Annotated in this window: 20 protein-coding genes, 1 tRNA gene and 2 pseudogenes; 10 read left to right on the top strand and 13 right to left on the bottom strand. The window is 67.8% G+C overall.

What is annotated here, in order from left to right:
* Positions 1 to 26 precede the first annotated feature (26 nt).
* Complete coding sequence (locus V5O40_RS23305) at positions 27 to 833, top strand: hypothetical protein (protein ID WP_332907434.1); 807 nt, start codon at positions 27 to 29, stop codon at positions 831 to 833.
* Between the two features lie 63 nt (positions 834 to 896).
* Here V5O40_RS23305 and V5O40_RS23300 read toward each other — a convergent pair whose 3' ends face one another.
* Entirely contained in the window at positions 897 to 1,349 is a 453-nt protein-coding gene (locus V5O40_RS23300; protein ID WP_332907433.1) for a hypothetical protein, read from the bottom strand.
* A gap of 125 nt (positions 1,350 to 1,474) precedes the next feature.
* Here V5O40_RS23300 and V5O40_RS23295 point away from each other — a divergent pair, with 125 nt between their 5' ends.
* Positions 1,475 to 2,170, top strand: coding sequence for an Ntn hydrolase family protein (locus tag V5O40_RS23295; RefSeq protein ID WP_164445445.1), 696 nt, complete (start codon positions 1,475 to 1,477; stop codon positions 2,168 to 2,170).
* 96 nt (positions 2,171 to 2,266) lie between these two features.
* Positions 2,267 to 2,857 (top strand): DinB family protein, encoded by a 591-nt coding sequence (locus tag V5O40_RS23290; protein WP_332907432.1) that lies wholly within the window; start codon positions 2,267 to 2,269, stop codon positions 2,855 to 2,857.
* Between the two features lie 115 nt (positions 2,858 to 2,972).
* Here V5O40_RS23290 and V5O40_RS23285 read toward each other — a convergent pair whose 3' ends face one another.
* The gene (locus V5O40_RS23285) at positions 2,973 to 3,527 is read right to left on the bottom strand and encodes a GrpB family protein (protein ID WP_332907431.1); all 555 of its coding nucleotides are present in this window, start codon (positions 3,525 to 3,527) and stop codon (positions 2,973 to 2,975) included.
* A 338-nt stretch (positions 3,528 to 3,865) separates the two neighbouring features.
* On the opposite strand from V5O40_RS23285, the gene V5O40_RS23280 reads away from it, so the two are divergent.
* The gene (locus tag V5O40_RS23280) at positions 3,866 to 4,882 is read left to right on the top strand and encodes a hypothetical protein (protein WP_332907430.1); all 1,017 of its coding nucleotides are present in this window, start codon (positions 3,866 to 3,868) and stop codon (positions 4,880 to 4,882) included.
* A gap of 258 nt (positions 4,883 to 5,140) precedes the next feature.
* On the opposite strand, the gene V5O40_RS23275 is transcribed toward V5O40_RS23280, so the two are convergent.
* The gene (locus V5O40_RS23275; protein ID WP_332907429.1) at positions 5,141 to 5,707 is read right to left on the bottom strand and encodes a hypothetical protein; all 567 of its coding nucleotides are present in this window, start codon (positions 5,705 to 5,707) and stop codon (positions 5,141 to 5,143) included.
* A 363-nt stretch (positions 5,708 to 6,070) separates the two neighbouring features.
* On the opposite strand from V5O40_RS23275, the pseudogene V5O40_RS27985 reads away from it, so the two are divergent.
* Positions 6,071 to 6,204 (top strand): annotated as a pseudogene (locus tag V5O40_RS27985) (site-specific integrase); the annotation flags it as partial.
* Positions 6,205 to 6,352: 148 nt separating this feature from the next.
* Here the strand turns inward: V5O40_RS27985 and V5O40_RS23270 are convergent.
* From V5O40_RS23270 to V5O40_RS23245, 6 genes and pseudogenes are all read right to left on the bottom strand, one after another.
* Entirely contained in the window at positions 6,353 to 6,649 is a 297-nt protein-coding gene (locus V5O40_RS23270) for a hypothetical protein (protein WP_332907428.1), read from the bottom strand.
* Positions 6,646 to 6,996: pseudogene (locus tag V5O40_RS23265) on the bottom strand (hypothetical protein); the annotation flags it as partial. The pseudogene V5O40_RS23265 and the gene V5O40_RS23270, both read right to left, overlap by 4 nt.
* Positions 6,997 to 7,313: 317 nt before the next feature.
* A complete protein-coding gene (locus V5O40_RS23260) occupies positions 7,314 to 8,510 on the bottom strand; it encodes a helix-turn-helix domain-containing protein (protein WP_332907427.1) in 1,197 nt (398 codons plus the stop codon).
* A gap of 238 nt (positions 8,511 to 8,748) precedes the next feature.
* Entirely contained in the window at positions 8,749 to 9,051 is a 303-nt protein-coding gene (locus V5O40_RS23255; RefSeq protein ID WP_332907426.1) for a GNAT family N-acetyltransferase, read from the bottom strand.
* A gap of 201 nt (positions 9,052 to 9,252) precedes the next feature.
* Positions 9,253 to 9,651 carry a hypothetical protein gene (locus V5O40_RS23250; RefSeq protein ID WP_332907425.1) on the bottom strand — a complete coding sequence of 133 codons (399 nt, stop codon included), beginning with the start codon at positions 9,649 to 9,651 and terminating at the stop codon, positions 9,253 to 9,255.
* Positions 9,652 to 9,962: 311 nt separating this feature from the next.
* Positions 9,963 to 11,195: a hypothetical protein gene (locus V5O40_RS23245; RefSeq protein ID WP_332907424.1), complete on the bottom strand. Its 1,233-nt coding sequence runs from the start codon at positions 11,193 to 11,195 to the stop codon at positions 9,963 to 9,965.
* A 594-nt stretch (positions 11,196 to 11,789) separates the two neighbouring features.
* On the opposite strand from V5O40_RS23245, the gene V5O40_RS23240 reads away from it, so the two are divergent.
* Positions 11,790 to 13,541, top strand: coding sequence for an IS481 family transposase (locus V5O40_RS23240; protein ID WP_408631933.1), 1,752 nt, complete (start codon positions 11,790 to 11,792; stop codon positions 13,539 to 13,541).
* Positions 13,542 to 13,572: 31 nt separating this feature from the next.
* On the opposite strand, the gene V5O40_RS23235 is transcribed toward V5O40_RS23240, so the two are convergent.
* Together V5O40_RS23235 and V5O40_RS23230 are read right to left on the bottom strand one after the other, a co-directional pair.
* Entirely contained in the window at positions 13,573 to 13,923 is a 351-nt protein-coding gene (locus V5O40_RS23235; protein WP_332907423.1) for a hypothetical protein, read from the bottom strand.
* A 236-nt stretch (positions 13,924 to 14,159) separates the two neighbouring features.
* Positions 14,160 to 14,921: a DUF6928 family protein gene (locus tag V5O40_RS23230; RefSeq protein WP_332907422.1), complete on the bottom strand. Its 762-nt coding sequence runs from the start codon at positions 14,919 to 14,921 to the stop codon at positions 14,160 to 14,162.
* Positions 14,922 to 15,567: 646 nt separating this feature from the next.
* Here V5O40_RS23230 and V5O40_RS23225 point away from each other — a divergent pair.
* Genes V5O40_RS23225 through V5O40_RS23215 form a run of 3 tightly spaced genes read left to right on the top strand, consistent with a single transcriptional unit; the run spans position 15,568 to position 18,550 of the window.
* Entirely contained in the window at positions 15,568 to 17,136 is a 1,569-nt protein-coding gene (locus V5O40_RS23225; protein ID WP_332907421.1) for a replication initiator, read from the top strand.
* Positions 17,133 to 17,330 (top strand): excisionase family DNA-binding protein, encoded by a 198-nt coding sequence (locus V5O40_RS23220; protein WP_332907420.1) that lies wholly within the window; start codon positions 17,133 to 17,135, stop codon positions 17,328 to 17,330. The genes V5O40_RS23225 and V5O40_RS23220 overlap by 4 nt, the downstream gene beginning before the upstream one ends.
* A complete protein-coding gene (locus V5O40_RS23215) occupies positions 17,330 to 18,550 on the top strand; it encodes a tyrosine-type recombinase/integrase (protein ID WP_332907419.1) in 1,221 nt (406 codons plus the stop codon). The genes V5O40_RS23220 and V5O40_RS23215 overlap by 1 nt, the downstream gene beginning before the upstream one ends.
* A 75-nt stretch (positions 18,551 to 18,625) precedes the next feature.
* Here the strand turns inward: V5O40_RS23215 and V5O40_RS23210 are convergent.
* Together V5O40_RS23210 and V5O40_RS23205 are read right to left on the bottom strand one after the other, a co-directional pair.
* Positions 18,626 to 18,697, bottom strand: a tRNA-Val gene (locus V5O40_RS23210).
* Positions 18,698 to 18,747: 50 nt separating this feature from the next.
* A complete protein-coding gene (locus V5O40_RS23205; protein ID WP_332907418.1) occupies positions 18,748 to 19,425 on the bottom strand; it encodes a TIGR02611 family protein in 678 nt (225 codons plus the stop codon).
* A gap of 297 nt (positions 19,426 to 19,722) precedes the next feature.
* On the opposite strand from V5O40_RS23205, the gene V5O40_RS23200 reads away from it, so the two are divergent.
* The gene (locus tag V5O40_RS23200; RefSeq protein WP_007457244.1) at positions 19,723 to 20,154 is read left to right on the top strand and encodes an SsgA family sporulation/cell division regulator; all 432 of its coding nucleotides are present in this window, start codon (positions 19,723 to 19,725) and stop codon (positions 20,152 to 20,154) included.
* The last annotated feature ends 208 nt before the right edge of the window (positions 20,155 to 20,362 follow it).

The raw sequence follows: 20,362 nt of genomic DNA, 5'->3' as shown, positions 1-20,362 counted from the left end.
ATGACCGGATCGGACATCATCAACGCGTGGGTGACCTTTTGACCAACCTGCTGGCGAGCGTCATCGCCGGTACGGCCGTCTGGCTCTCGGGGTTCCTGTTACGTCGGCGCAAGCTGAACCGGACCCGGGCCTTCTTCGGCCTCGCCGCCGGAGCGAGCTGCCTGCTGGTGGTGTCCCGGCACGCCTCGTCGCCGCGCGAGTTCAGCGTGCACCGCCGCGACGTCGCCGCGCTCGTGGAACTGGCGACCATCGCCCGCGAATGCGGCGCGCGTGCGGACCGGGTCGGCGAGAACCAACCGACCGGGGAGATCGGCCGGCTGACCGAATTCTGCGTCGGCGGCCCAGGCGGCGCGAGCCCGCGCAGCGTCACCCACGTACGCGCGATCCTCCGCGGCGTGACGTACGAGGTCTTCGACGAGGAGAAGCGTCGACTGTCGTTCACTGTCGGTGGCACCGAGTACGTCTACAGTCCACAGACAAGCTATGTCCTGCTCGCCCGGTTCTGGGGCCCGGTCGGTGCACGCCCGGTGTTCTTCATCGGTGGCCTGACCGCCGGCAGCAATCTCGCCGGCGCCCGCTACCTGGCCCGGTACCACCCCGAGTTGTACCGCCGGTTCGGCGCCGACCGGCCGTTCGCACTGGTGCTGCGAATCGTCGAGCCCGCCGCGTACGGCACCGATTTCACCGAGCTGGCCGCCGACGTGACCGACGTGGCCTTCCAGCCGGGACCGCAGCCTGGTGTCATCGACTCGGCCGGGACACCGCCGGCGACGAACTCGGACGACGGAGATCCACCCCGGACACTCCAGCCGGGCGTCTCGCCGGTGCAGTAGGACCACGCGGACAGCCGTGCGCGCCGGGGCATCTGGAGTCCCGCCCCGAAGTGATCCAGCCGGCTAACCGATCGGCGAGACCGACGCGTGGCTCTTCGGGCATTGCCAGCAGGCAACCCCGTCGACGAGGGCTGCGATCGGAGGGTGCGAGTGGCCGGGCAGACATCCGGGCCAGGCAGTGTCGCCCTCATCGAACTCTTCTTCCTGCAGCAGGTCGGCCAGCTCGACAACCGCCAGCTCCAGCTCGCCGGTCACCCGGAGGCTGCCCACGCTGCCCCGGTGCGCCTGTCCACGCCTGCCGTAGCACACAAGCAGGACGTCGAGGGCGTCCAGGTACACCCCGATCGGCTGGATGACGGCGCCCCGCCGGGCGAAGTCCTGCGCCACCCGGCGCACCGCGCGCTCGTAACACTCCAGAGCGCGCAACACCAGCTCGTCGTCCACGTCGCCGTTCGGCACGGTCTCAACTCCGGCAAGGAATCCACCCGCGACGTCCTCGCGCAGCGCGGGACGCACCGCCGCCCCCGTCGGGCCGCGATCACGCCCGACCCTACCGACCTCTTCCGACACCTGCCGGGTGTAGGCAGGCCGGCTGCCGGGTACCTCGCGCCCGACCCCCTACCCCCGCCCAGGAGGATCCCATGACCGTCGTACTCGCCGTTGTCTGCAGCGACGGGGTGGTGATCGGCGCGGACTCCCAGATCACCGACAGCGACCGTGGCCTGAGCTTCCCCGCCCGGAAGCTGCACCCGCTGGGCTCCTGCGCCGCCTGGGGCGGCAGCGGCGCGCGGGGAGTACTCAACGACCTGCGCCCCCTCCTTGAGGACTCGGCCACCGCCATCCTCGAAGCACCCGACATCGGCGACGAGTTGCAGGAGCGCGTCCTGCCCGTCTTCAAGAAGCACTACGAGAACTACATCCCGGACGTGCCCGGCGAGGACGACGGCGGCGGGGTGTCGGCGTACCTGCTCGCGGCCGGCTACAGCCAGGGCGCGCCGTGGATCGTGGAGATCAACCCGAACGGGCTCATCGGCCGTTACGAGGACGTCGGCTTCCACGCCATCGGCTCCGGCGCGCCAATGGCCCAGCAGGCCGGCGCGCTGCTGTCCCACTTCCGGATGACCACCCGCACCGTCGAGTACGGCGTGGTTGGCGTGATACGGGTGCTGGAAGCGCTGGATCTGACCTCGCCGTCGGTCGGCGGGCCGTTCAACGTCGCGTGCATCCGCGAGGAGGGCGCCCACCACCTCGACGAGAAGGAGATCGCCAAGGCGCTGAAGGACTCCCAGCGCTGGCGCGACCTCGAACAGGAAGCGCTCGACCGGCTGTTCGACTGACGCGAAGCGGGTGACGGCGACGACCCGCACGGACCGGGCGTACGGCAGACATGCGCCCGGCGTCCGCCAGGTCTCCGTTGTACGTAGGGTGCGGGAGTGGCAAGAGGCGAGCGGCTCTCGGAGCAGTTGGACTGGTACTGGCGCAAGAACCTGCGGCCGCGGCTGGAGGGTCTTACCGACGAGGAGTACTTCTGGGAGCCGGTTCGGGGCTGCTGGAGTATCCGCCCACGGGGCACGTCGGCCGCACCGATGCCAGAAGATGCGGTCGAGTGGACGATGGACCAGGTGACCCCTGGCCCGGTGCCGGCGCCGGTGACCACGATTGCCTGGCGGCTGGCGCACGTCATCGTCTCGTGTCTGGGCTATCGGGTCGGATGGTACTTCGGCGGCCAGCACACCGACTCCGAGACATTCGCCTACGCGGGAACCGCCGACGAGGCACTGGAACAGCTCGATGAGATGTATGGAAGATGGCACGCGGGGGTTCGCGACCTGTCGGACGCTGATCTGGACAATCCACCCGCGCTGGGTCCCGAGCGGTTTCCTATGGAGAACAGGATCCTGCACGTCAACAGGGAGCTGATCCATCACGGTGCCGAGATCTGCCTGCTGCGCGACCTCTACCGCTGGCGGGACCCTGTCGCTGCCGTGTCAGGCGGCGATCATGATGCGGTCGCCAACGCGTAGCAGGCCCTCGCGGTGGACGGCATCTGCTGTGGGTGGATCCGTCCCGGGAACTGGTCCTCACCTCCCATTGGACCGAGAATCCCGCTCGGCCTCATCCGTCGGGTGTCGGAGGCCGTCACGGGTTCCGGGGGTAACTGACGGTCGGCGCTTGCGTCCTGTCGCGCACGCCGAGGACCTCGTTGACGAAGTCGTCCTTGTTGCGGGCGTAGGCCGTCAGGTCGGCGCCGTGAGCTTGCGCGAGATCGCGCTTGAGTTGCTCGTACCGGGACCGGTAGTCCGCCCGGTACCGGAGCGCATCGCGGAAGGCGACCCGTCGCAGCCAGAGCAGGGAGGTCGGCTCGGTGAGATGAAGCTGGTGGGTACGTTCCCACCAGTTGTCGGTCTCCGGCTTGAAGAAGTAGTGCGCCTCCTCAGGGCGGTGCACTCCGTTGCGGTAGCCAAGAGCGGTCACCACCTCGATGGCGGCTGCCGCCGCGGACAGACTCCGCACCGGTGCCATCATGTCGATGATCGGCTTCGCTGCCAGACCGGGAACCGACGTGGAGCCAATGTGCTCAACCGGCCCGACCAGCCACTGTCCCAGAGCGGCTTCGAGGCTGACCCGCTCCTGCTCGAACAGCACAGCCCACCGCGGGTCGTACGGGCTGAGGACAACCGGTGCCTGCTTCACGACAACTGCCTTTCAGCGCGAGTACGGGCCGGGCGGTACCTCTCGTCGTACGGGATGTCCTTGCCCGTCCGCAGAGACGTGCCCGCCGCCTGTGTATCGGCGACAATCCGCGGCGAGCCCCCAAGCATCCGCCACCCAGACTCAAACCACTGCCCGATCGCCTGCTCACCCCGAGCGGGATCTGCGGACAGATCGATGACAAGCTCCGGGACTCCTCCGGCCGACACGGGTTGGAGCGCGCCCACACCGCCGTACCCCGTCGAGCAGATACTCGAGGCCGTGCGGCGCGCTCGTAGCCGATGGGCGGATGCGGCGAGGGCGGCAGACGCTGAACGACGGTGCGGTTCTCCCCGGGGCTGTGGATGATGGTCGACGTGACTGAGGAGGGCAGCGGTTCTGCGGAGCAACGCCTGTACGGCGCTGTGGCGCGATGGAACGCTGACACCGGGTACGGCCTGACGGACTTGATCCATGCCGCCTGCCAGGCGCTGATCGACGGGCTGGACTCGCCGACCTTGCGCGAACTCGCGGGCGCTTCGGTACGAGACCCGTCGTGGGATATCCGCCAACTCGTGGCCAAGTCGCTCGAGGAACTCAAGATCCCCTACCCGGGCACTGTCCCCCCGGGCTTCGCGCTCGCAACAGGCGGAGGAGTCGCCCGCCGGCCAGGAGTCGACTCTCTACGTTTGGAAGTAACGCCGGCACCCGGCGACGTAGGCGGATTCCAAGTGCTGGTGTCCATCAATGGTACGGAGATGACCTCTGCCGCGGCGGGACTCGGGATGGACCCGTACGACCTCCTTGTCCCCACCAATTGTCTGGTGGCCGGCTCCCAGCCGCGTACCGTCCCGATCGCCCGCTGCCAATGCGGCGTGTATGGCTGTGGATCCACAGACGTGACCATCACCCGGGACGGTGAACTGGTGCACTGGGACTGGTCGATCGAGGTGCCTATGAACCGCGGCGTCTCCTTCGCGGCCACCGCGTACGACGTGGAAGTCGCATGCGTGGCCGCGGATCATTCGTGGGAGACGGCAGAGCGCACAGCCGGACGACGTGTCCTGACGGACATCGACCGCGACTGGTTGCGCGCCCACGGTCTCAGCACCAGTTGGGTCGCCAACGACTACCGCGATCACGAGCTGTTCCGGGTCGCCCTTCAAATCGACGGTGACTACCAGGTCTTCGTCGATACCCGGTGGCGTGGTCGCGGCCCCGAGGAGGTGGCGCGCGAGGCGTGTGCCACCTTGGCGCTTCCACCGCGTCAGTGGCGCGCCACCTGGCACGCCATCAAACCCACGTTGATCGGACCGCCGAAGATCGCGGGGCCCTCCTGGCGACCCGCGCGGTTCTGATCTCCGGCTCGCCGCACTCGCATTGAGCCGCAGAATCAGCCCGGACGATCTCGCGATTCGGCAAGGTGGAACCCGCCTTGTAGCCCCACCGTCCGAAGCGGAGCGCACTCTTCGCCGCCGCCCTCCCCACACGCGCTCGCGGCGGCACTGGTGATCGGGTTCTGTTGGCCCTTATTGACCGACGTAACCGGCACGTGACGGGCACGGCCGGGTCTCCGCCACCGGAGACACCCTGTTCGTGCGCCGCGGTGGTGCGGCCTACTGGTACGTCAACGGCAGATACCGCTCCCGACCGCTCTGCTCAGTCGTCTGCGTGAACCCGGCCGCCTCCAGGATCGCAGCGAACTTGGCCCGTCTACGTCGACGAACGGAGACCAAAAGTAGGGTGACCGACATCAGCGCCGCCCAGACGACGGCCGCGACGGCCGCGGCGGCGGTGGCGGACGTCCCTCCTCGTCCGAGCCCCACACCGAGAATCGCGCACAGCACGGTGAGGACGACATAGAGGAACCACGTTCGCTGCTTGTCGTCGTTCCAGCCCTCCAGGTCGTAGCTGATCCGGGCCTTGAACAGATCCAGCACGTCAGCGGGCACGGGGGGCAGTGCGCCCCCGGTGGAAGCATCCGGATACTGCGCTCGGTTCCGCTCGGCCCTTTCACGGGCCTGCGGACGGGGGTCGGGTACGAAGAACAGCTGCGGTCCGTTGCGGTGTCGCTGCCGTGTGTCCGTGTACGCGTAACCGAATTGCTCGGCAATAGCGGCCATATAGGCGAGTGAGCGCAACGTGGCCACCTGCTCGACCTCCACCGGCTGCCCGCTGGCCATCTTCCGCAACATTTTCCGCACGTGCCGCTGTCCCACCAGCGATCCCCCATCACATCGTTGATCAGGCTTGCACAGCCTCTCGCCCGGGGACGGCCAGAGGTCCATCCACCCAGTGCCACGGTCCCGGTTGAGCGATGCCACCGTAGCGGGTCCGAGCCATACCGCAGGGAAGCGGGCCGCCGCTCGCTCCCCATGTCAAGCGGGCCTTGACGGCCCGTGCGGCGCTGCCGGAACAGACCGGGTCCGCTCTCGTGTCACGGCAGTACCCCCGGCGGACACCGCCACAGTGGCAGTTGACCCAACCTCGCCCGGCATCAACGCGGCTCCCGGGGGCGGAACTGGCCACCGGCGGCCCCCCTCCCCGACGTCCACCCGCGAGTCGCCATCCAGATCCTCCGGCATGCCCGCTTCTCCGTGACGATGGAGATCGACATCCAGGTCTCGTCCAAGGCGACCAGGGATGCCTCAAACGCCTCGGCGAATCGCTCGGACAATGACGGCTGGCGTACTCCTGTACGGGCAGCAGAAAGGCCACCTCCCGGAGCCGGGAAGTGGCCTGAGCTGCGTGGGCGATACTGGGATCGAACCAGTGACCTCTTCGGTGTGAACTCTCGGCACGCCGGCTGGATCGGGCTCGATGCGAGGTCATCCGGCCTGGTGAAACCCGCTCCGGCCTGGTTCGGCCGGCACGGTTGCTGTACTCCGCTGCTGTACTTCCGCCGGCTGCCGCGTCCAGCCGACGAAGCGGCGGTGCAGTGCGCCGGCCGGCGCCCAGGGCATGTCCTCGGCCGCCTGCACGAGATAGCCACCGAGGTACAGCGCCAGCGACACCGGAGCGTCGGCGTACTCCGCGCGCAGCTCCCGCCGGCGCATGGGGCAGGGCCACGGCAGGTCGCAGCCGCCGCAGCTCCAGATCGGCAACACCGGGCCGTGAGTGGTCACCGCACACCCTCCAGGAACCGGGCCACGCTCGCGCGGGCCTGCCGACTGGTCGCCCAGTCCACCTGCCAGCAGGGGTACGGGGACAGCCGCGACCACCACGCCCGCCAGCCGACGCACATGCCATCGAGCCCTCGGACGTGCACCGCGAGGATCGTCCGCTCCGGCCCGCCGGTCACTGCTCGCCCTCCTGCGGCCAGTGACCCCGGCTGATCGGGATCCGGTGCCGAGCACGGCACGGCAGGTCGGCTCCGCACCGGCAGACCCGCCGCCACAGTTGCCAGGACCAGACCGGCCGATGCCGACGGGCGAACGTCAACGCGGTGGCCGACAGGTACTCGTCGTACGAGACGCGCCGCTCCCGCGACATCGACGCATCCTTGCCCGCTGTCGGATGCTGTTGTACGCCTCGTGCCTGGTCCAACAGCCGCCGCCGGGCGGCTTCCTGCTCCATCGTCTGGATGAGCTGGCCGAACCCCGATACCGCCGGTGGCGACGGGAAGTACCGGCTGACTATTCGCCGCAGGAGTCCAATAGCCACCGCCATCTGTCCGGCCCTCCCTCCTGAGGACACGGAGGGCCATCTGCTGATGTGCCTCGATCCGCGCCCGATGTAGAGGTCAAGCCTCACGCCGCGCGCGTTCTGGATCCAGAAGGTGACTGTCCGCTAACCAGGTGTGCTGTCCGCTGCTGGTGGACGTGCCGGGGCGTACTCGATGCACAGGTCACGCAATGTCGCGGCCTCTGGCACCCCTGACTGCTCTACCTTCGCCAGCAACTCCGCAGCCCGCCACCAGTTCGACGGCACCACCCGCCCGGACGCCACCGCCTGCGCCCCCAGTGCCACCGCCTCATCCGGCTGGCCGGCAGCGACCAGGGCAAGACCCAGGTCGAGACGGGCCGACGCGGACCGGCGGGGCCTCGCTCCCCCGTCGCCGTGCGGATCCAGATCCGCCAGCACCGCCCGCGCCACCTGCTCGGCACCAGGGTCACCCGCCCACGCCAGCGTCGTGGCCGTATACGCGGCAGCCTTAGCCGGGTCGTAGCGATAGTGGTGCTCGGCTCGCTCCGGAACAGGCAGATTCGCCGTCAGCCGCTCAACCTGGTCCAACGCGCGCCGAGTCGCACCCACGTCGCCGATCCGCGCCCACGCACGGGCCTCCTGGGCAGTCGCCTGGATGCGAGCGGAGCTACCCTTCGGGGCGACCCGTTGAGCTTGATCGGAAAGATCGAGTGCGGTCCGGTAGTCACCTTGAGTCAACACGTCCCAGGCCCGGGTTTCGAGACACCATGCCTGAATCTCGCCATGCTCCGCATGCCCGGCAAGATCACGAGCAGCTCGCAAGTGAGCAGCCGCCGCAGACCGCTGCCGCAGATCGATGTGGACGGTAGCCCGCAGTACCGCCAGCCAGCCACCGGCAATCAACAGCCGACGCCGTTGGGCAAGAGTGACCCGTCCATCGAGCAACCGCCCCACATAGGCGAGGTGCCGCCGCACCAACGGCAAAAGATCCGCCGGAGCCATCGTCGGATAGGAACTGGCCAGATCGTCAACGCCCTGCTCGATCCGGTCGAGCACGTCTCTGCTCACGTCACTGGCAGCGACTCTCGCAAGCAGCTCGCTGGCCTCGGCAGCGTGGTCGACCGGCGCATCCACCAGGCCAGCAAGCACGCCTCCCGCGTCGAGAATCTGGTCCAGGTGGCGCGCCGTGTCCGCTGTCGGAGCCTTCAGCCCTGTCTCCAACTCGTGCAGATGACTCTTACTCCGATGCGCGATCTGCCCCAGAGATCGAAGCGACAGGCCACGCCGCTCCCGAAACTCACGCAGAGCTGCACCGAAACGCGGATCGATGGACGAGGCCATAACGCCGCTCCAAGCTCAACGGGCCAGGCGAACCGGCCCAGCCGCCACCCCATCGACCGTACCCGCAACGTCGCACGCCGTTGACCCCTCGCTTATAAGTTCTAGGCACTTCGTCCGGAGGGATCCGTCGGCATCCGCAATCTCGGGCAACTGTCTACGCTCGGCCGCCAACCGATGTCCTCATCCCTGCTCGTTGCTGTCACCGTTGCTGTCAGCTACTCGCCTCAGGGAGCGCACGTCAGCCGGAGAGCGCCGCCGACCGCGATAGCCACTCCCGTGCCAACATCGCGAACACCAACCGGTCGGCCCACTCATCCCGAAACAAGTAGCTCTCGATATGCCGCGCCTCGCACCGCATCCCCAGCCGCGTCATCAGCCGGGCCGACGCCTCGTTGCCGGCGTGGCACCGACCGTAAACGCGGTGCAGGCCGAACTCCCCAAAGCCCCATCGCTGGGTGATCCCGGCACCGGCCAGGGCTCCCAGGATGCCCAGAGCGCCCGAGGCGAGAGGTAACCAGAGAGCTTCTTCGGTCGCTGCCACCCGATAATGCTGGCTCAGCTCACGGCCGCTGTCACGCTTGGGAAGCCGAACCCTCAGCTTGGGAATCACATTGGCCTTCGGGGCAAGTAGCCTCTTCGTCCCAGAGAACAGCGACTGAGACCAGTCGATTGTGCCCCTGCGAACCCTTGTTGACCGCTAGAGCGGGCACGGATCGGGCACGCTGGCCGGGAGCGGCACCTGCTAATCGGCCGATCGAGTCACTGATCGCCAAGCCTCGAAGGCCCATGCGAGGTCAGTGGTGTCTGCGCTGATAAAGACCGTCTCCAAGTACATCGCACCAACGAAGGTGTAGCCGTAGAGCGTGTACTTGACCTCGTCGTCGTGGCGGTAGAGCCAGGCGGCGCGATGACCGATCCCGTTACGGCCGCCCTCGCCTACCTTGCCTGTCGGGTTTGGCGGCAGCTCGGCATCCAACGAGGCGATGATGTCGGCCCCGTCGGCGCAGCGCCATTCGTCTCCTGGGGAGACGCGCATCGTCCGACCTGGCGCGCGCCAGGTTGCGACATATTCGCTGGTGCACTCCCGCCTCCATGCACCGAACAGCTCGACCGACCACCCATCGCCCAGAGACCTTCGCATGATTCAAGTGTGACAAAGCGGCCGGCGTTCCGTCGATCGACCAGACGTTGCATGGGCGGAGGCGACTTCTTCGGTGTGAAGGAATGATCAATCGTTGATGAGCTGGGCGAGTAGCTGGGGTGAGCTGCCGGAACAGTCCATCACCGTCCGTGGGCGTCCAGCGCCGGCCGCCCCAGTCGTCACCCAGTTGGTCACCCAGCCTGAGGTTCTAGTCCACCGACCTGTTCTGGATCTGAGTGCTGCTCCCCTCGTGAGCGTGGCTGGCCGGCCACGCCGATGCCTGTCGGAGGCCATCAGCAGGGCTGAGGCCGTTAGCCGGACCGACTATCATAAGTGCGGTTGCTGTCGAGAGTCCCATCGAGGTCTGAAGCCCTAAGCGCTGCTTGCGCGGATTCCCTCATTGCTTCGTCCACTGAATCTCTGGGGGCCGGGAGCCGCTCGACAATATGCGCCATCGCGCGTAGGTCAGAAATCGAGAGGCGCGCAATGTCAACTACACCTTCCTCTTTTGCGACTATCCGCTTTGCCATTTCTTCCCATACGGTAAGCGCAAGCGTTAGGCGTTCTTGCAACTTCTCTTCGTCGGCGAGAGGGTCCTCGTCTTCCTGTTTTTGCCCGTAAGTCTCGTAGTATATCTCGCCAATGAGCAGCTGAGCCACGTTAACGAAATCGGCGCTCGGATTGTAACTGCTTAGAACCCGACGCAAGTCGTCGTCATAGAAGCCCCACTCGTTACGACGCACTACGACACCGCAGAGATGCTTGGAAATCGCAAGACGCACGGATGACTTGTCGTCTATCGGGGCATCGGAATGGACTTGCATGACTCCATACGTGCCCTCCGGCTGGAGCAACCCCTTCCAGCGTTCAAGGCGTCTGATCCACCTCGGACGTTGCAGGTTCTCGGTCAGAAGGATGCCCTCAACAAGAACGGGATCAGTTCCCGCCCGAGTTGCTTCATCTCGGGCGAACTTGATCAGGTCCGCACCTAATTCTTGCCTTGATCTTTCGACTAGAGCCGCCGCCGAACTAGTGTCCCGAGAAATCCGGAGAACCACCACAGCTAGCAACGCCACAAATATGGTGGTCCAAAGGGACTTGAAGAACTCATCAATGGGTGGCACAACGGCGGTGAAGGGACCAGGTCCCAATCCCCCCAGTGCAGCCGATCCAAGCGTTCCAAGCATCGCCGCAATAACCACTAGCGTAGACGGAAGCCGTGTGTGATTCTTGATCCGCACGACGGTCTTGAAGTAGTAAACGACTTGAGTCCGCGCAAGATGAAGCGCCGCACCACCGAGCGCGCAGACCATCGCCGTTCCGCCAAACGAGCTTACCGTCGTTGAAACCAGCAAGGTAACGACGTATGTAGGAACGAACAGGAAGGCTAGATATCGGCAGATGTTTCGGTTGACAATCAGCCCAACGTCTGCGGAAGCCGAAACGTAACTTGTTGGCCATTCCGTCCGAATGGCCGCATAAAAGATGAAGAGCAAAGCGGAAATAGCAAGCACACCCGCAGCGGTAACCAACGGATCCCTCACGTTATCCCGTCCACCCAGAGCCGACCTGTACAGCTCTCACATCCTTCCATGCGGGTACAAGTGCCATCCCGTCTGCCGTCGACCCGCCCTTCTGGGGAGCGGGCCGCCGCCCGGCCCGCCACGTCAAGCGGACCTTGACGGCTTGTGCGGACGCTGGCGGGTCGGGCGGTGGTCTGCTCGGCTCGCCCGGGTCGATGGCAGACGGGATGGCCTAACGCAACCACCCACGGACCGCAACCAGCCGACGGAGCCCCGGCCATCCTGGAGCCGGAGCGCCCCCGCCGGAGGCGCAGTAACCGCGACCCCGCGACCGCCGCCAGCTCGCCGACGCGGCCGGCGTGCGCTCCCCTACGCCGCGCGGACTTGTGGCCGCGCGGCCCGGCCGGCTGCCGGCCCACCCCTCACCCGGTCAACGGCCTGTCGTTCTGCTGCGGCCCGCTCGGGCTCCCCGCTTCCGCGCCAGCCGCCGGTGTCCCGTCACGGGACATGCTTCGCGTCCCACCAGATGCTTGACATGATCGATATCGGCTCTCTTCATCGCGTGATGGTTGCGGACATCGCGGGCTGGGGAGGCCGGGATTGGCGCTGGTGGAGTTGTCGGTCGTCGAGCAGCGGTATCGGGCGGTCCTCGCCGTCCAAGCCGGAGAACCCGTCGTTGAGGTGGCAGCCCGGACGGGGGTGTCCCGTCAGACCGTCCATTCCTGGTTGGCCCGGTATGCCGAGGTAGGCCTCGTCGGGTTGGAGGACCGGTCTCGGCGACCGCACGGGTGTGCGCATCAGGCATCGGCGGAGGTGGAGGCGTTGGTGTGTGAGCTGCGCCGGCATCATCCGCGGTGGGGCTCTCGACGGATCGCGTTCGAGTTGGGCCGGCATGGCTGTCCGGATCCGGTGCCGTCGCGGATGACGGTGTATCGGATCCTGGTCCGCCACGGCCTGATCGAACCGGCCAAGCGCCGCCGGGGCCGTAAGGACTATGTGCGCTGGCAGCGGGCCCGGCCGATGGAGTTGTGGCAGATGGACATCGTCGGCGGGATCATGCTCGCCGACGGCACCGAGGCCAAGGTCGTCACCGGGGTGGACGACCATTCACGGTTCTGCGTCATCGCCCAGGTCGTGCACCGGGCCACCGGCCGGGCCGTCTGCCTGGCCTTCGCCGACGCGTTGCAGCGGTTCGGGGTGCCCGAGGAAGTCCTGACCGACAACGGCAAGCAGTTCACCGACCGGTTCGGCAAGGGCGGCGAGGTGATGTTCGACCGGATCTGCCGAGAGAACGGCATCATCCACCGGCTCACCCAACCCGCCTCCCCCACCACGACCGGGAAGGTCGAACGGTTCCACCAGACCCTGCGCCGCGAACTCCTCGACGAGGTGCCGGTCTGGCCCGACCTGGACACCGTCCAAGCCGCCGTGGACGTCTTCCGGCACGAATACAACACCGACCGGCCCCACCAGTCCCTGGACATGGCCTTCCCCGCCGACCGGTTCACCCCCGCCCTGACCGCGGAGCAGGTGGTGCCGGTGAAGCTGCCTGCACGGCTCACCCAGCCACTTGACCATGCCCTCGTCTCCCCGCCGGTCCCGATTCCGGCGCCGGATCAGGTGGTGGCAGGGGCGGTGGAGTTCGACCGGGTCGTGCCACCGTCGGGAAACCTGCAAGTCGCCGGGAAGCAGTTCTGGCTCGGCCCCGCCCGCTCCGGCGTGACAGTCACGTTCTGGGCCGACACCGACGTCATCCACCTGCTCGTCGCCGGCTCTCGCATCAAGACGATCCGCTCTCACCTGTCGGTGGCAGATTTGGCCATGCTGCTGCGTCAGGGTGGCCGACCCGCCGGACCGTCCCCGCTGCCCCTGGACACCGCCGGGCGTCCGGGCGTCGTGGAGGTCGACCGGACCGTCAACCGGGACGGGAAGGTCTCCCTGGGCCAGCACGTCGTCCTGGCCGCCGAGATCCTCGCCGGCCGCCGCGTCGGTGTCCGCATCGACCCGACGACCCTCGCGTTCTTCGACCCCGAGACCCGGCAGCTGCTGCGCACCCGACCCAACCCGCTCACCCCGCAGCAGATCGTCGGCCTGCGAGGAGCCCGCCCGGCTGGACCGCCCCCGCAGCCATCGACCGAACCGGTCCGGGTCCAACGCCGCGCCTCCAACAGCGGGGTGGTCATGGTCGCCTGGCAGAAAGTCGCTCTCGGCCGCGTCCATGCCGGCAAGACCGTGACCATCACCGTCTCCGACACCGAGCTGGTGATCGAGTGCGACGACGGCCTTCGCACCATCCGCCGCACCACCAACCACCCGGTCACCCGGATCAAAGCCCACCGACCCCGCAAGGTCGCCCTCGATGGCTAAACCAACCGCCCGGCCCAGCGGTGCTCGGACATCAACGCTGAGGCCGTGCTACCTCTTCGAACTGCGGGTCGTAGATCGTCAGCCCATATCGCGCTGCAAGATCCACCACCAGCTCGATGACCGGATCACTGCGCTGCCCGAAGCTCATGCTTATGCTGACGTGATCAATACCAACGTCGAGCGGCATCGACATCCAGGGCGAGTCATCGGGGTATGGCGGGAAGTCGGGATAGCGGGCACGCAGACTCTCGTAGAAGCCGACGATGCGTTCGTCCAGCTCGCCCTCGGGGTGCTGGCCGCTTCCGCAGCGCTCCACCATGGCACGCACCACGTCATCGCTCGCCGCCCGGTCGATGGCAACCACGTCAAGGTCGAAGCTCACCGGCACATGTTCGCGCACCAACACGCACCGGTCGAGCAACCCCGAAACCCGGCTCCCCGCAAGGAACCGCCGACAAACCTAGACCAACCGTCAAGCATCAGCTGGGACGGATCCGTCAAGCATGTGATGGGACTAGACAGGCCGGTAGCCGGTAGCCGGTGTCGGGTCTCAGGACGTGCGTGACAGATCGGTATCAGGACCTGCGTGACGCTCGTGCTGGCCTGCGAGTAGGCGAATCAGTAGCTGTCGGGGGTGACCTCGTGCATCGTTCCGTCTGGTCCCATGCGGTACCTCCGAGGCGGTCCCATGTTTTGTAGTGCCCACGCGTATGCGGCTTCACGGGCTGCCTGTTCCTCGCCGGACGGGTCGGTCACGCGAAAGCCATGTAAATGAACGGCATCAGTGTCTATGTCGTCGGGGGAAGGACGGCCCTCGATGATGAAACCAAACAGCGCACGTAACGCTTCCTCGCCGAGGTCGAGGGGATGAAACGGCAGCGGGTAGGGGTCCTGGTTGTGCCAGCCCGGTACGGGCTCGACGGGATGTTCACCGGCCCAGTACGGCAACTCGAAGTCGTAGGGCTTGCCGATGTTCTCCTGGATGCCGCCATCAGGCGACAGGCTCAGCGATCTGATCAGTACGCCGTCCTCCCACACCGCGAAGCCGAGCCAGTCCACGACCGAGTGCATCCCGTGGACGATGATTCGTCGGCCCGCTCCAGCTCCGCGCAGGTGCTCCGGTAGCTCAGACGGGCGATCGAGCATGAGCCGTCGGTCGCAGTACAGCTCTGCCCCGGCCAGCACCGTGGCGTACATCAAGTCATCTGGCGGGTAGGTGCCGTCGAACAATGTGTTGTCATCAGCGGGTTCGACCACGTAGCCGGGGTGGACTTGTCGTACCAACGCCTCGGTCTCGGCTCGCTCCGACCGCGTCGCGCCGCGCAGCGTCGGACGGATGTCGCCGTCGGCGAACGCCAGTAGGGCTGTCTTCGCGCCCACGTCGCTCCCTCCAGTTCTGCGGCAGGCCGCCTCACGCACGCCACCTGGCGGACAGGATCGTCTAGCCGAAGGTGTCACAGACGTCCTGAGACCGATCTGTAACCGAGATCCTGATACCCGACATGGCCGGTAGCCGGTCCGCCCTCGCTCGGCACCGAGGTTCACGACGGGTTGACGAGTCGGTACCCGGTGCTACTCTGGCGGTCGTCGAGCACGCCAGTGCGGCCTTCCTGCCGGTTCGCTGGGTTCGACCACGGAGATGCTGAGCGGCCTTTCTGCCGCTGATGCGGGCCAGGTCCCGCCGGTTCTCGATCACCTTGCCCGCGATGTCGGCCCGGAATCCGCTGAGTGGCCCAGCACGGCCTTCCCGCCGTCACGATGGCCCGGATTCGCTCTCTTCGACGGGTGGGGCTCGCCTGCGGCAACCCGCCGGATGCCGACCTCCAGGCACCCCACCCGTCCCGGCCTCACCCAGCACGGCAACCGGAAGGACTTCACCTCAACGGCGGTCAGTCAGACCCGCCCTCCGGCGTCAGCCGTCCTCCAAGGCGGTGCCAGGAGACACCACGAACACCACCGACGGACAGCGTTCCGGCGACCGGTGGCGTTTCGTCGCCCGTCCCTGCCACCCCGTGAGGAGAAACCGATGTCCGCCCCGCTCGCCCTGTCCCGGCCCGGCCTCGCTGCCGGCCGGTTCGCCGAGGCTCTGCACCGTGCCGCCACGCCGGACTACTTCGGCTGGCTGGAACACACCGCCGCTGCTGGCGGCTGCACCCGCCCGATTCGCCTCACCGGCGTCCTCGCCAGCGTGGAGGCCGACACCGGCCGGATCATCGGAGAACTGCACACCGACGAGCTGCCCGACCGCACGATCTGCAAGGCGTGCGGCAACCGCCGCGCGTCGCAGTGCCCGGACTGCGCCTGGGTTTACGCGGGCGACGCCTTCCAGGTCGTCCGCACCGGCCTGACCGGCGGCAAGACCGTCCCCGCCACCGTCGCACGGCATCCGGTCGTGTTCGCCACCTTCACCGCCCCCTCCTTCGGCGCGGTCCACCACCGGCACGTTGCCCGCCACACCTGCGCCGCCCGCCAGCGGTGCGACTGCCGACCCGCGCCCTGCCACGCCCGCCGCGACGCTGGCACCTGCGAGCACGGGCGGCCCGCGGCCTGCTTTGCCCGCCACGACGCCGACGATCCGCAGCTCGGTCGGCCGTTGTGTCTGGACTGCTACGACCACGACCACCAGGTCGTGTGGAACTTCGCCTCCGGCGAGCTGTGGCCACGCACCAAGCAGGCCATCGAACGCCAGCTTGCCGCCCGCTGCCACCAACGCGGCATCGCCCACGTCCAGGCCGTCACCGACTCCGGCCGGGTGCGTCGGGTACCGCCGGTTCGGGTGTCACACGGCAAGGTCGCCGAGATGCAGCGCCGGGGAGCGGTGCACTTCCACGTCCTGCTGCGCCTCGACGGCGTCGACCCGAACGACCGGGACGCTCTGGTGCCGCCGCCGGCCGGCATCACCGTCGACGACCTGGACGCCGCCGTGCACGCCGCCGCCCGGCAGATCACCGTCACCACCCCACCACACCCCGACCGTCCGGACGGCTGGCCGGTGGCCTGGGGCGAGCAGGTCGACGTCCGCCGGATCGGCAGCTCCGACGGCGACGTGACCGACGCCAAGGTGGCCGCCTACCTCGCCAAGTACGCCACCAAAGCCACCGAGGTCACCGGCCACGCCTCGACCCGGCTCACCTCCGACACCATCGACGCCTACGCCAACCCCGACGGCGACCATCTCGCCCGCCTCATCGACGCCTGCTGGCGACTCGGACGACCGACGGCTACCCGCACCATCGGCAGCACGGAACAGGGCGGCGTCCGTCAAGGCAGCCTTGACACCACACCGAATCCCTACGCCGGGCTGCGCCGCTGGGCGCACATGCTCGGCTTCGGCGGCCATTTCCTCACCAAGGCCCGCCGATACTCCGTCACCTTCGGCCTGCTCCGCGACACCCGCGCCACCTACCGGCGAGCCGAAGACGAGGATCCCGCTGACACCCTCACCGTCGGCACCCTCACCTTCCTCGGGGCCGGCTGGCGCAACGACGGTGACGCCCTCCTGGCCAACACCGCCGCAGCCCGACGCCGGCAGGCAAGACGCATCGGTCGGGAAGAACTCGGCCACCACACCTGGCTCACCGGGGCCGCCGCATGACCCACGACCTCCGCCCCCGCTGGTACTCCCCCGCCGAGGTCGCCGTCCTGCTCGGCTTCGGCATCTCCAAGGTCAAGATGAAGATCGCCACCGGCGAACTGCGCTCCATCAAGGACGGCAAGTACCGCCGCATCCTCGCCGAAGGGGTCGACGACTACATCCGCGAGCAGGTCGACCGGCATGAGGCTGCCTGATGCCCGGACGCGCCCGCGCCAACGGAGAAGGGTCGATCTTCCCGTACCGCAACGGCTTCGCCGCATACGTCTGGGTCACCAAGCCGGACGGGAAGCGGACCCGCAAGTACGTCTACGGCAAGACCCGGGACGCCGTGCACGACAAGTGGATCAAATTGCACCAGCAGGCAAAGCAAGGTCCAGTGGCGACCAGTGTGCCGACTGTGGGTAGCTTCCTCGCCTACTGGCTGACCGAGATCATCGAGCCGAACCGGGCGCCGCTCACCTACGCCACCTACGAGACGTTCGTCCGCCGCTACCTCTCCCCCGGTCTCGGAGCCAAGCGACTCGACCGGCTCCAGTCCCGCGACGTGCAGACCTGGCTGAACCAGGTGGCCCGCACCTGCCAGTGCTGCGCCCAGGGCAAGGACGCCGCAAGGCCGAAGCACAAGCGGCACTGCTGCTCGGTCGGCCGGTGCTGCCAGGCGGTCCCGTCGACGCGCACGGTCAGCGACATCCGGGCCGCGCTGCGGGCCGCCCTCACCCACGCCCAGGCCGAAGACCTCATCACCCGCAACCCGGCCGTACCGGTCACCCTCACCACCGTCCGCCGCCGACGCGGCAAGTCCTGGTCCAGCGACGAAGCCCGCCGGTTCCTCGAATCCGCCCGCACCGACACGGACCCGCTCTACGCCGCGTACGCCCTGGTCCTCGTCACCGGCCTGCGCAAAGGTGAAGCCCTCGGTCTCACCTGGGCCGACGTCGGCCTCGACGCCGGAGAGCTGACCATCGGCCGGCAACTGCAACGCGTACGCGGGCAGCTCCTGCACCGCGACACCAAAACCCAGGCATCCGACGCCACCCTCCCGCTGCCCGACATCTGCCTGGCCGCACTGCGACTACGCAAACACCAACGCGACGAAGCACGCGCGACGGCCGGTAAGGCGTGGCACGACAACGACCTGGTGTTCACCACCCGCTACGGCACGCCCATCGAGCCGCGCAACTTCCAACGCTCCTGGCAGACCCGCTGCGACAAGGCGGGAGTCAAGCCGATCACCGTCCACGACGCGCGGCGGACCTGCGCCACCCTCCTGGCGGACCTCGACGTCCACCCGCGAGTCGCCATGCAGATCCTCCGGCACGCCCGCTTCTCCGTGACGATGGAGATCTACACGCAGGTCTCCTCGCAGGCGACCCGGGACGCGCTCAAGCGCCTCGGCGAATCCCTGACGCAATGACGAACTGCTGTACTTCGCTGCTGTACGGGCAGCAGAAAGGCCACCTCCCGGAGCCGGGAAGTGGCCTGAGCTGCGTGGGCGATACTGGGATCGAACCAGTGACCTCTTCGGTGTGAACGAAGCGCTCTCCCGCTGAGCTAATCGCCCTCAGCGCGGATGACTCTACCCGATCGGGCGCGCGGACCGCGAACCCGGGGTCAGTGCGTCGCGAGGTAGTGCAGCACCTGGGCGATGACGTCGATGCCGAGGCTGTACTTGATCGACAGCAGGGCGACGGCGCCGACGAAGACGAGGCCGACCGAGCCGATCACCAGGCGTACGGGCAGGGATTGTTTCTTGACCCAGGCTGTCCAGCCATGGACGTGCCGGCGGGTGAAGGCGAGTAGGCGTTTGGCCCAGTGGAACTCCACCGCCCAGATGCCGAGGCCGGCGATCACCAGCAGCCAACCGGGGCCGGGCAGCGGGATGAGGGCGATGCCGAGGGTGACCACCAGGGCACCGAGCACCCCGAAGATGATCTTTAGTGCGATACGGCCGGTGGGGTTGGCCCGGATCAGGGCGAGGGTGGTGGATATCCGCTGCCGCCACGGCGGCGGGTCGCGTCGCTCGGACACGGCGACACCACCCCTCTCGCGTTGCACGCCCCCGGTCATCTCCCCACGATGCCCCTTCCCGGTCGATCTATCCCGGCTTCCACCCGGGTAGCCACGGCCGTTGCGCACCCGCACAGCCGCAGCGCCACGGCTGCCCGACCGACCGTGATCGATCACTGACCGACCGTGCCGGCTTCTCCGCTTCTTCGGCACCCCGTACCCCCGCTGTTCGGCTGTGCGGACCGCGACGTTCGACGGGTCTCGCCCGGCCGCCGCATCCACTGAGGAACGCGTCCGCGACCATTTCCCGCCCCAGTGTGGCGCGGGCCCGTCACTGCAACCGCCGACTGGACGTTACCGGAGTAAGTCGACGACTCAACAAACCCGATGCCGGGCAGGATGAACCCACTGGGCAGAATCGGAAATTCTACATGAAGTTTCACTTTCATGAGGCCCTTCCGACCCCCTTCCCACCACTGGGTGAAGTCAGCGCATGGCGGAGCGTAGCCAGGAGTAGCGGCTGAGTATGGGAAAAGCGGGACACGCGCGTTCCGCAGCGGTGCCGGGGGGAGAACGTTCATGAGTGTCATCCGACCGACGACCGTAGAGGTCGAGACGTCGCTAAGGCTCGTCGCACCTGACGCCACCGCCCTGCCGGTGCGCGCCAGTCTGCGCTACGACCCTGCTGATCCGTATGCGGTCCATGTCCTGTTCCATGCGGAATCGGCTGGTGGCGAGGCGGTGAGCTGGTCCTTCGCCCGCGAGCTGCTGGTGACCGGGCTGGACGAGCCGGCGGGCATCGGGGACGTACGGGTCTGGCCCTGGGCCACCCCGCGCGGCGACTTCGTCGCGCTGGCGCTGTCGTCGCCGGACGGCAACGCCCTGTTCGAGGTGCCGCGCAGCGTGCTGGTGCGTTTCCTGCGGCGGACCTACGTCGTCGTTCCGCGCGGCCGGGAGGCCGAGCACCTGGACGTCGACACCGCGGTGAACCGGCTGCTCGCCGGTCGCTGACAGACACAACCGGGGCCGCGCGGATCTGCCGAATCCGCGCGGCCCCCGCCTACCCCTCCCCCGCGCCCGCGCCCGCGCCCGCGCCCGCGATATCCTCCGCGCTCTTGCACGTTTGGTCGGCGTTACGCGCCGTCTGCCGCCTATGCACCCACAGAAACAGCCAGATCGCCGCGGCGGGGGCGGGCGGGGCGGGGGCGGGCGGGGGGGG

This window comes from Micromonospora palythoicola (genome assembly GCF_036689795.1).
GTDB lineage: Bacteria > Actinomycetota > Actinomycetes > Mycobacteriales > Micromonosporaceae > Micromonospora > Micromonospora palythoicola.
The sequence above is the reverse complement of the archived record's forward strand: the minus strand, read 5'-3'. Positions and strand labels throughout refer to the sequence as shown.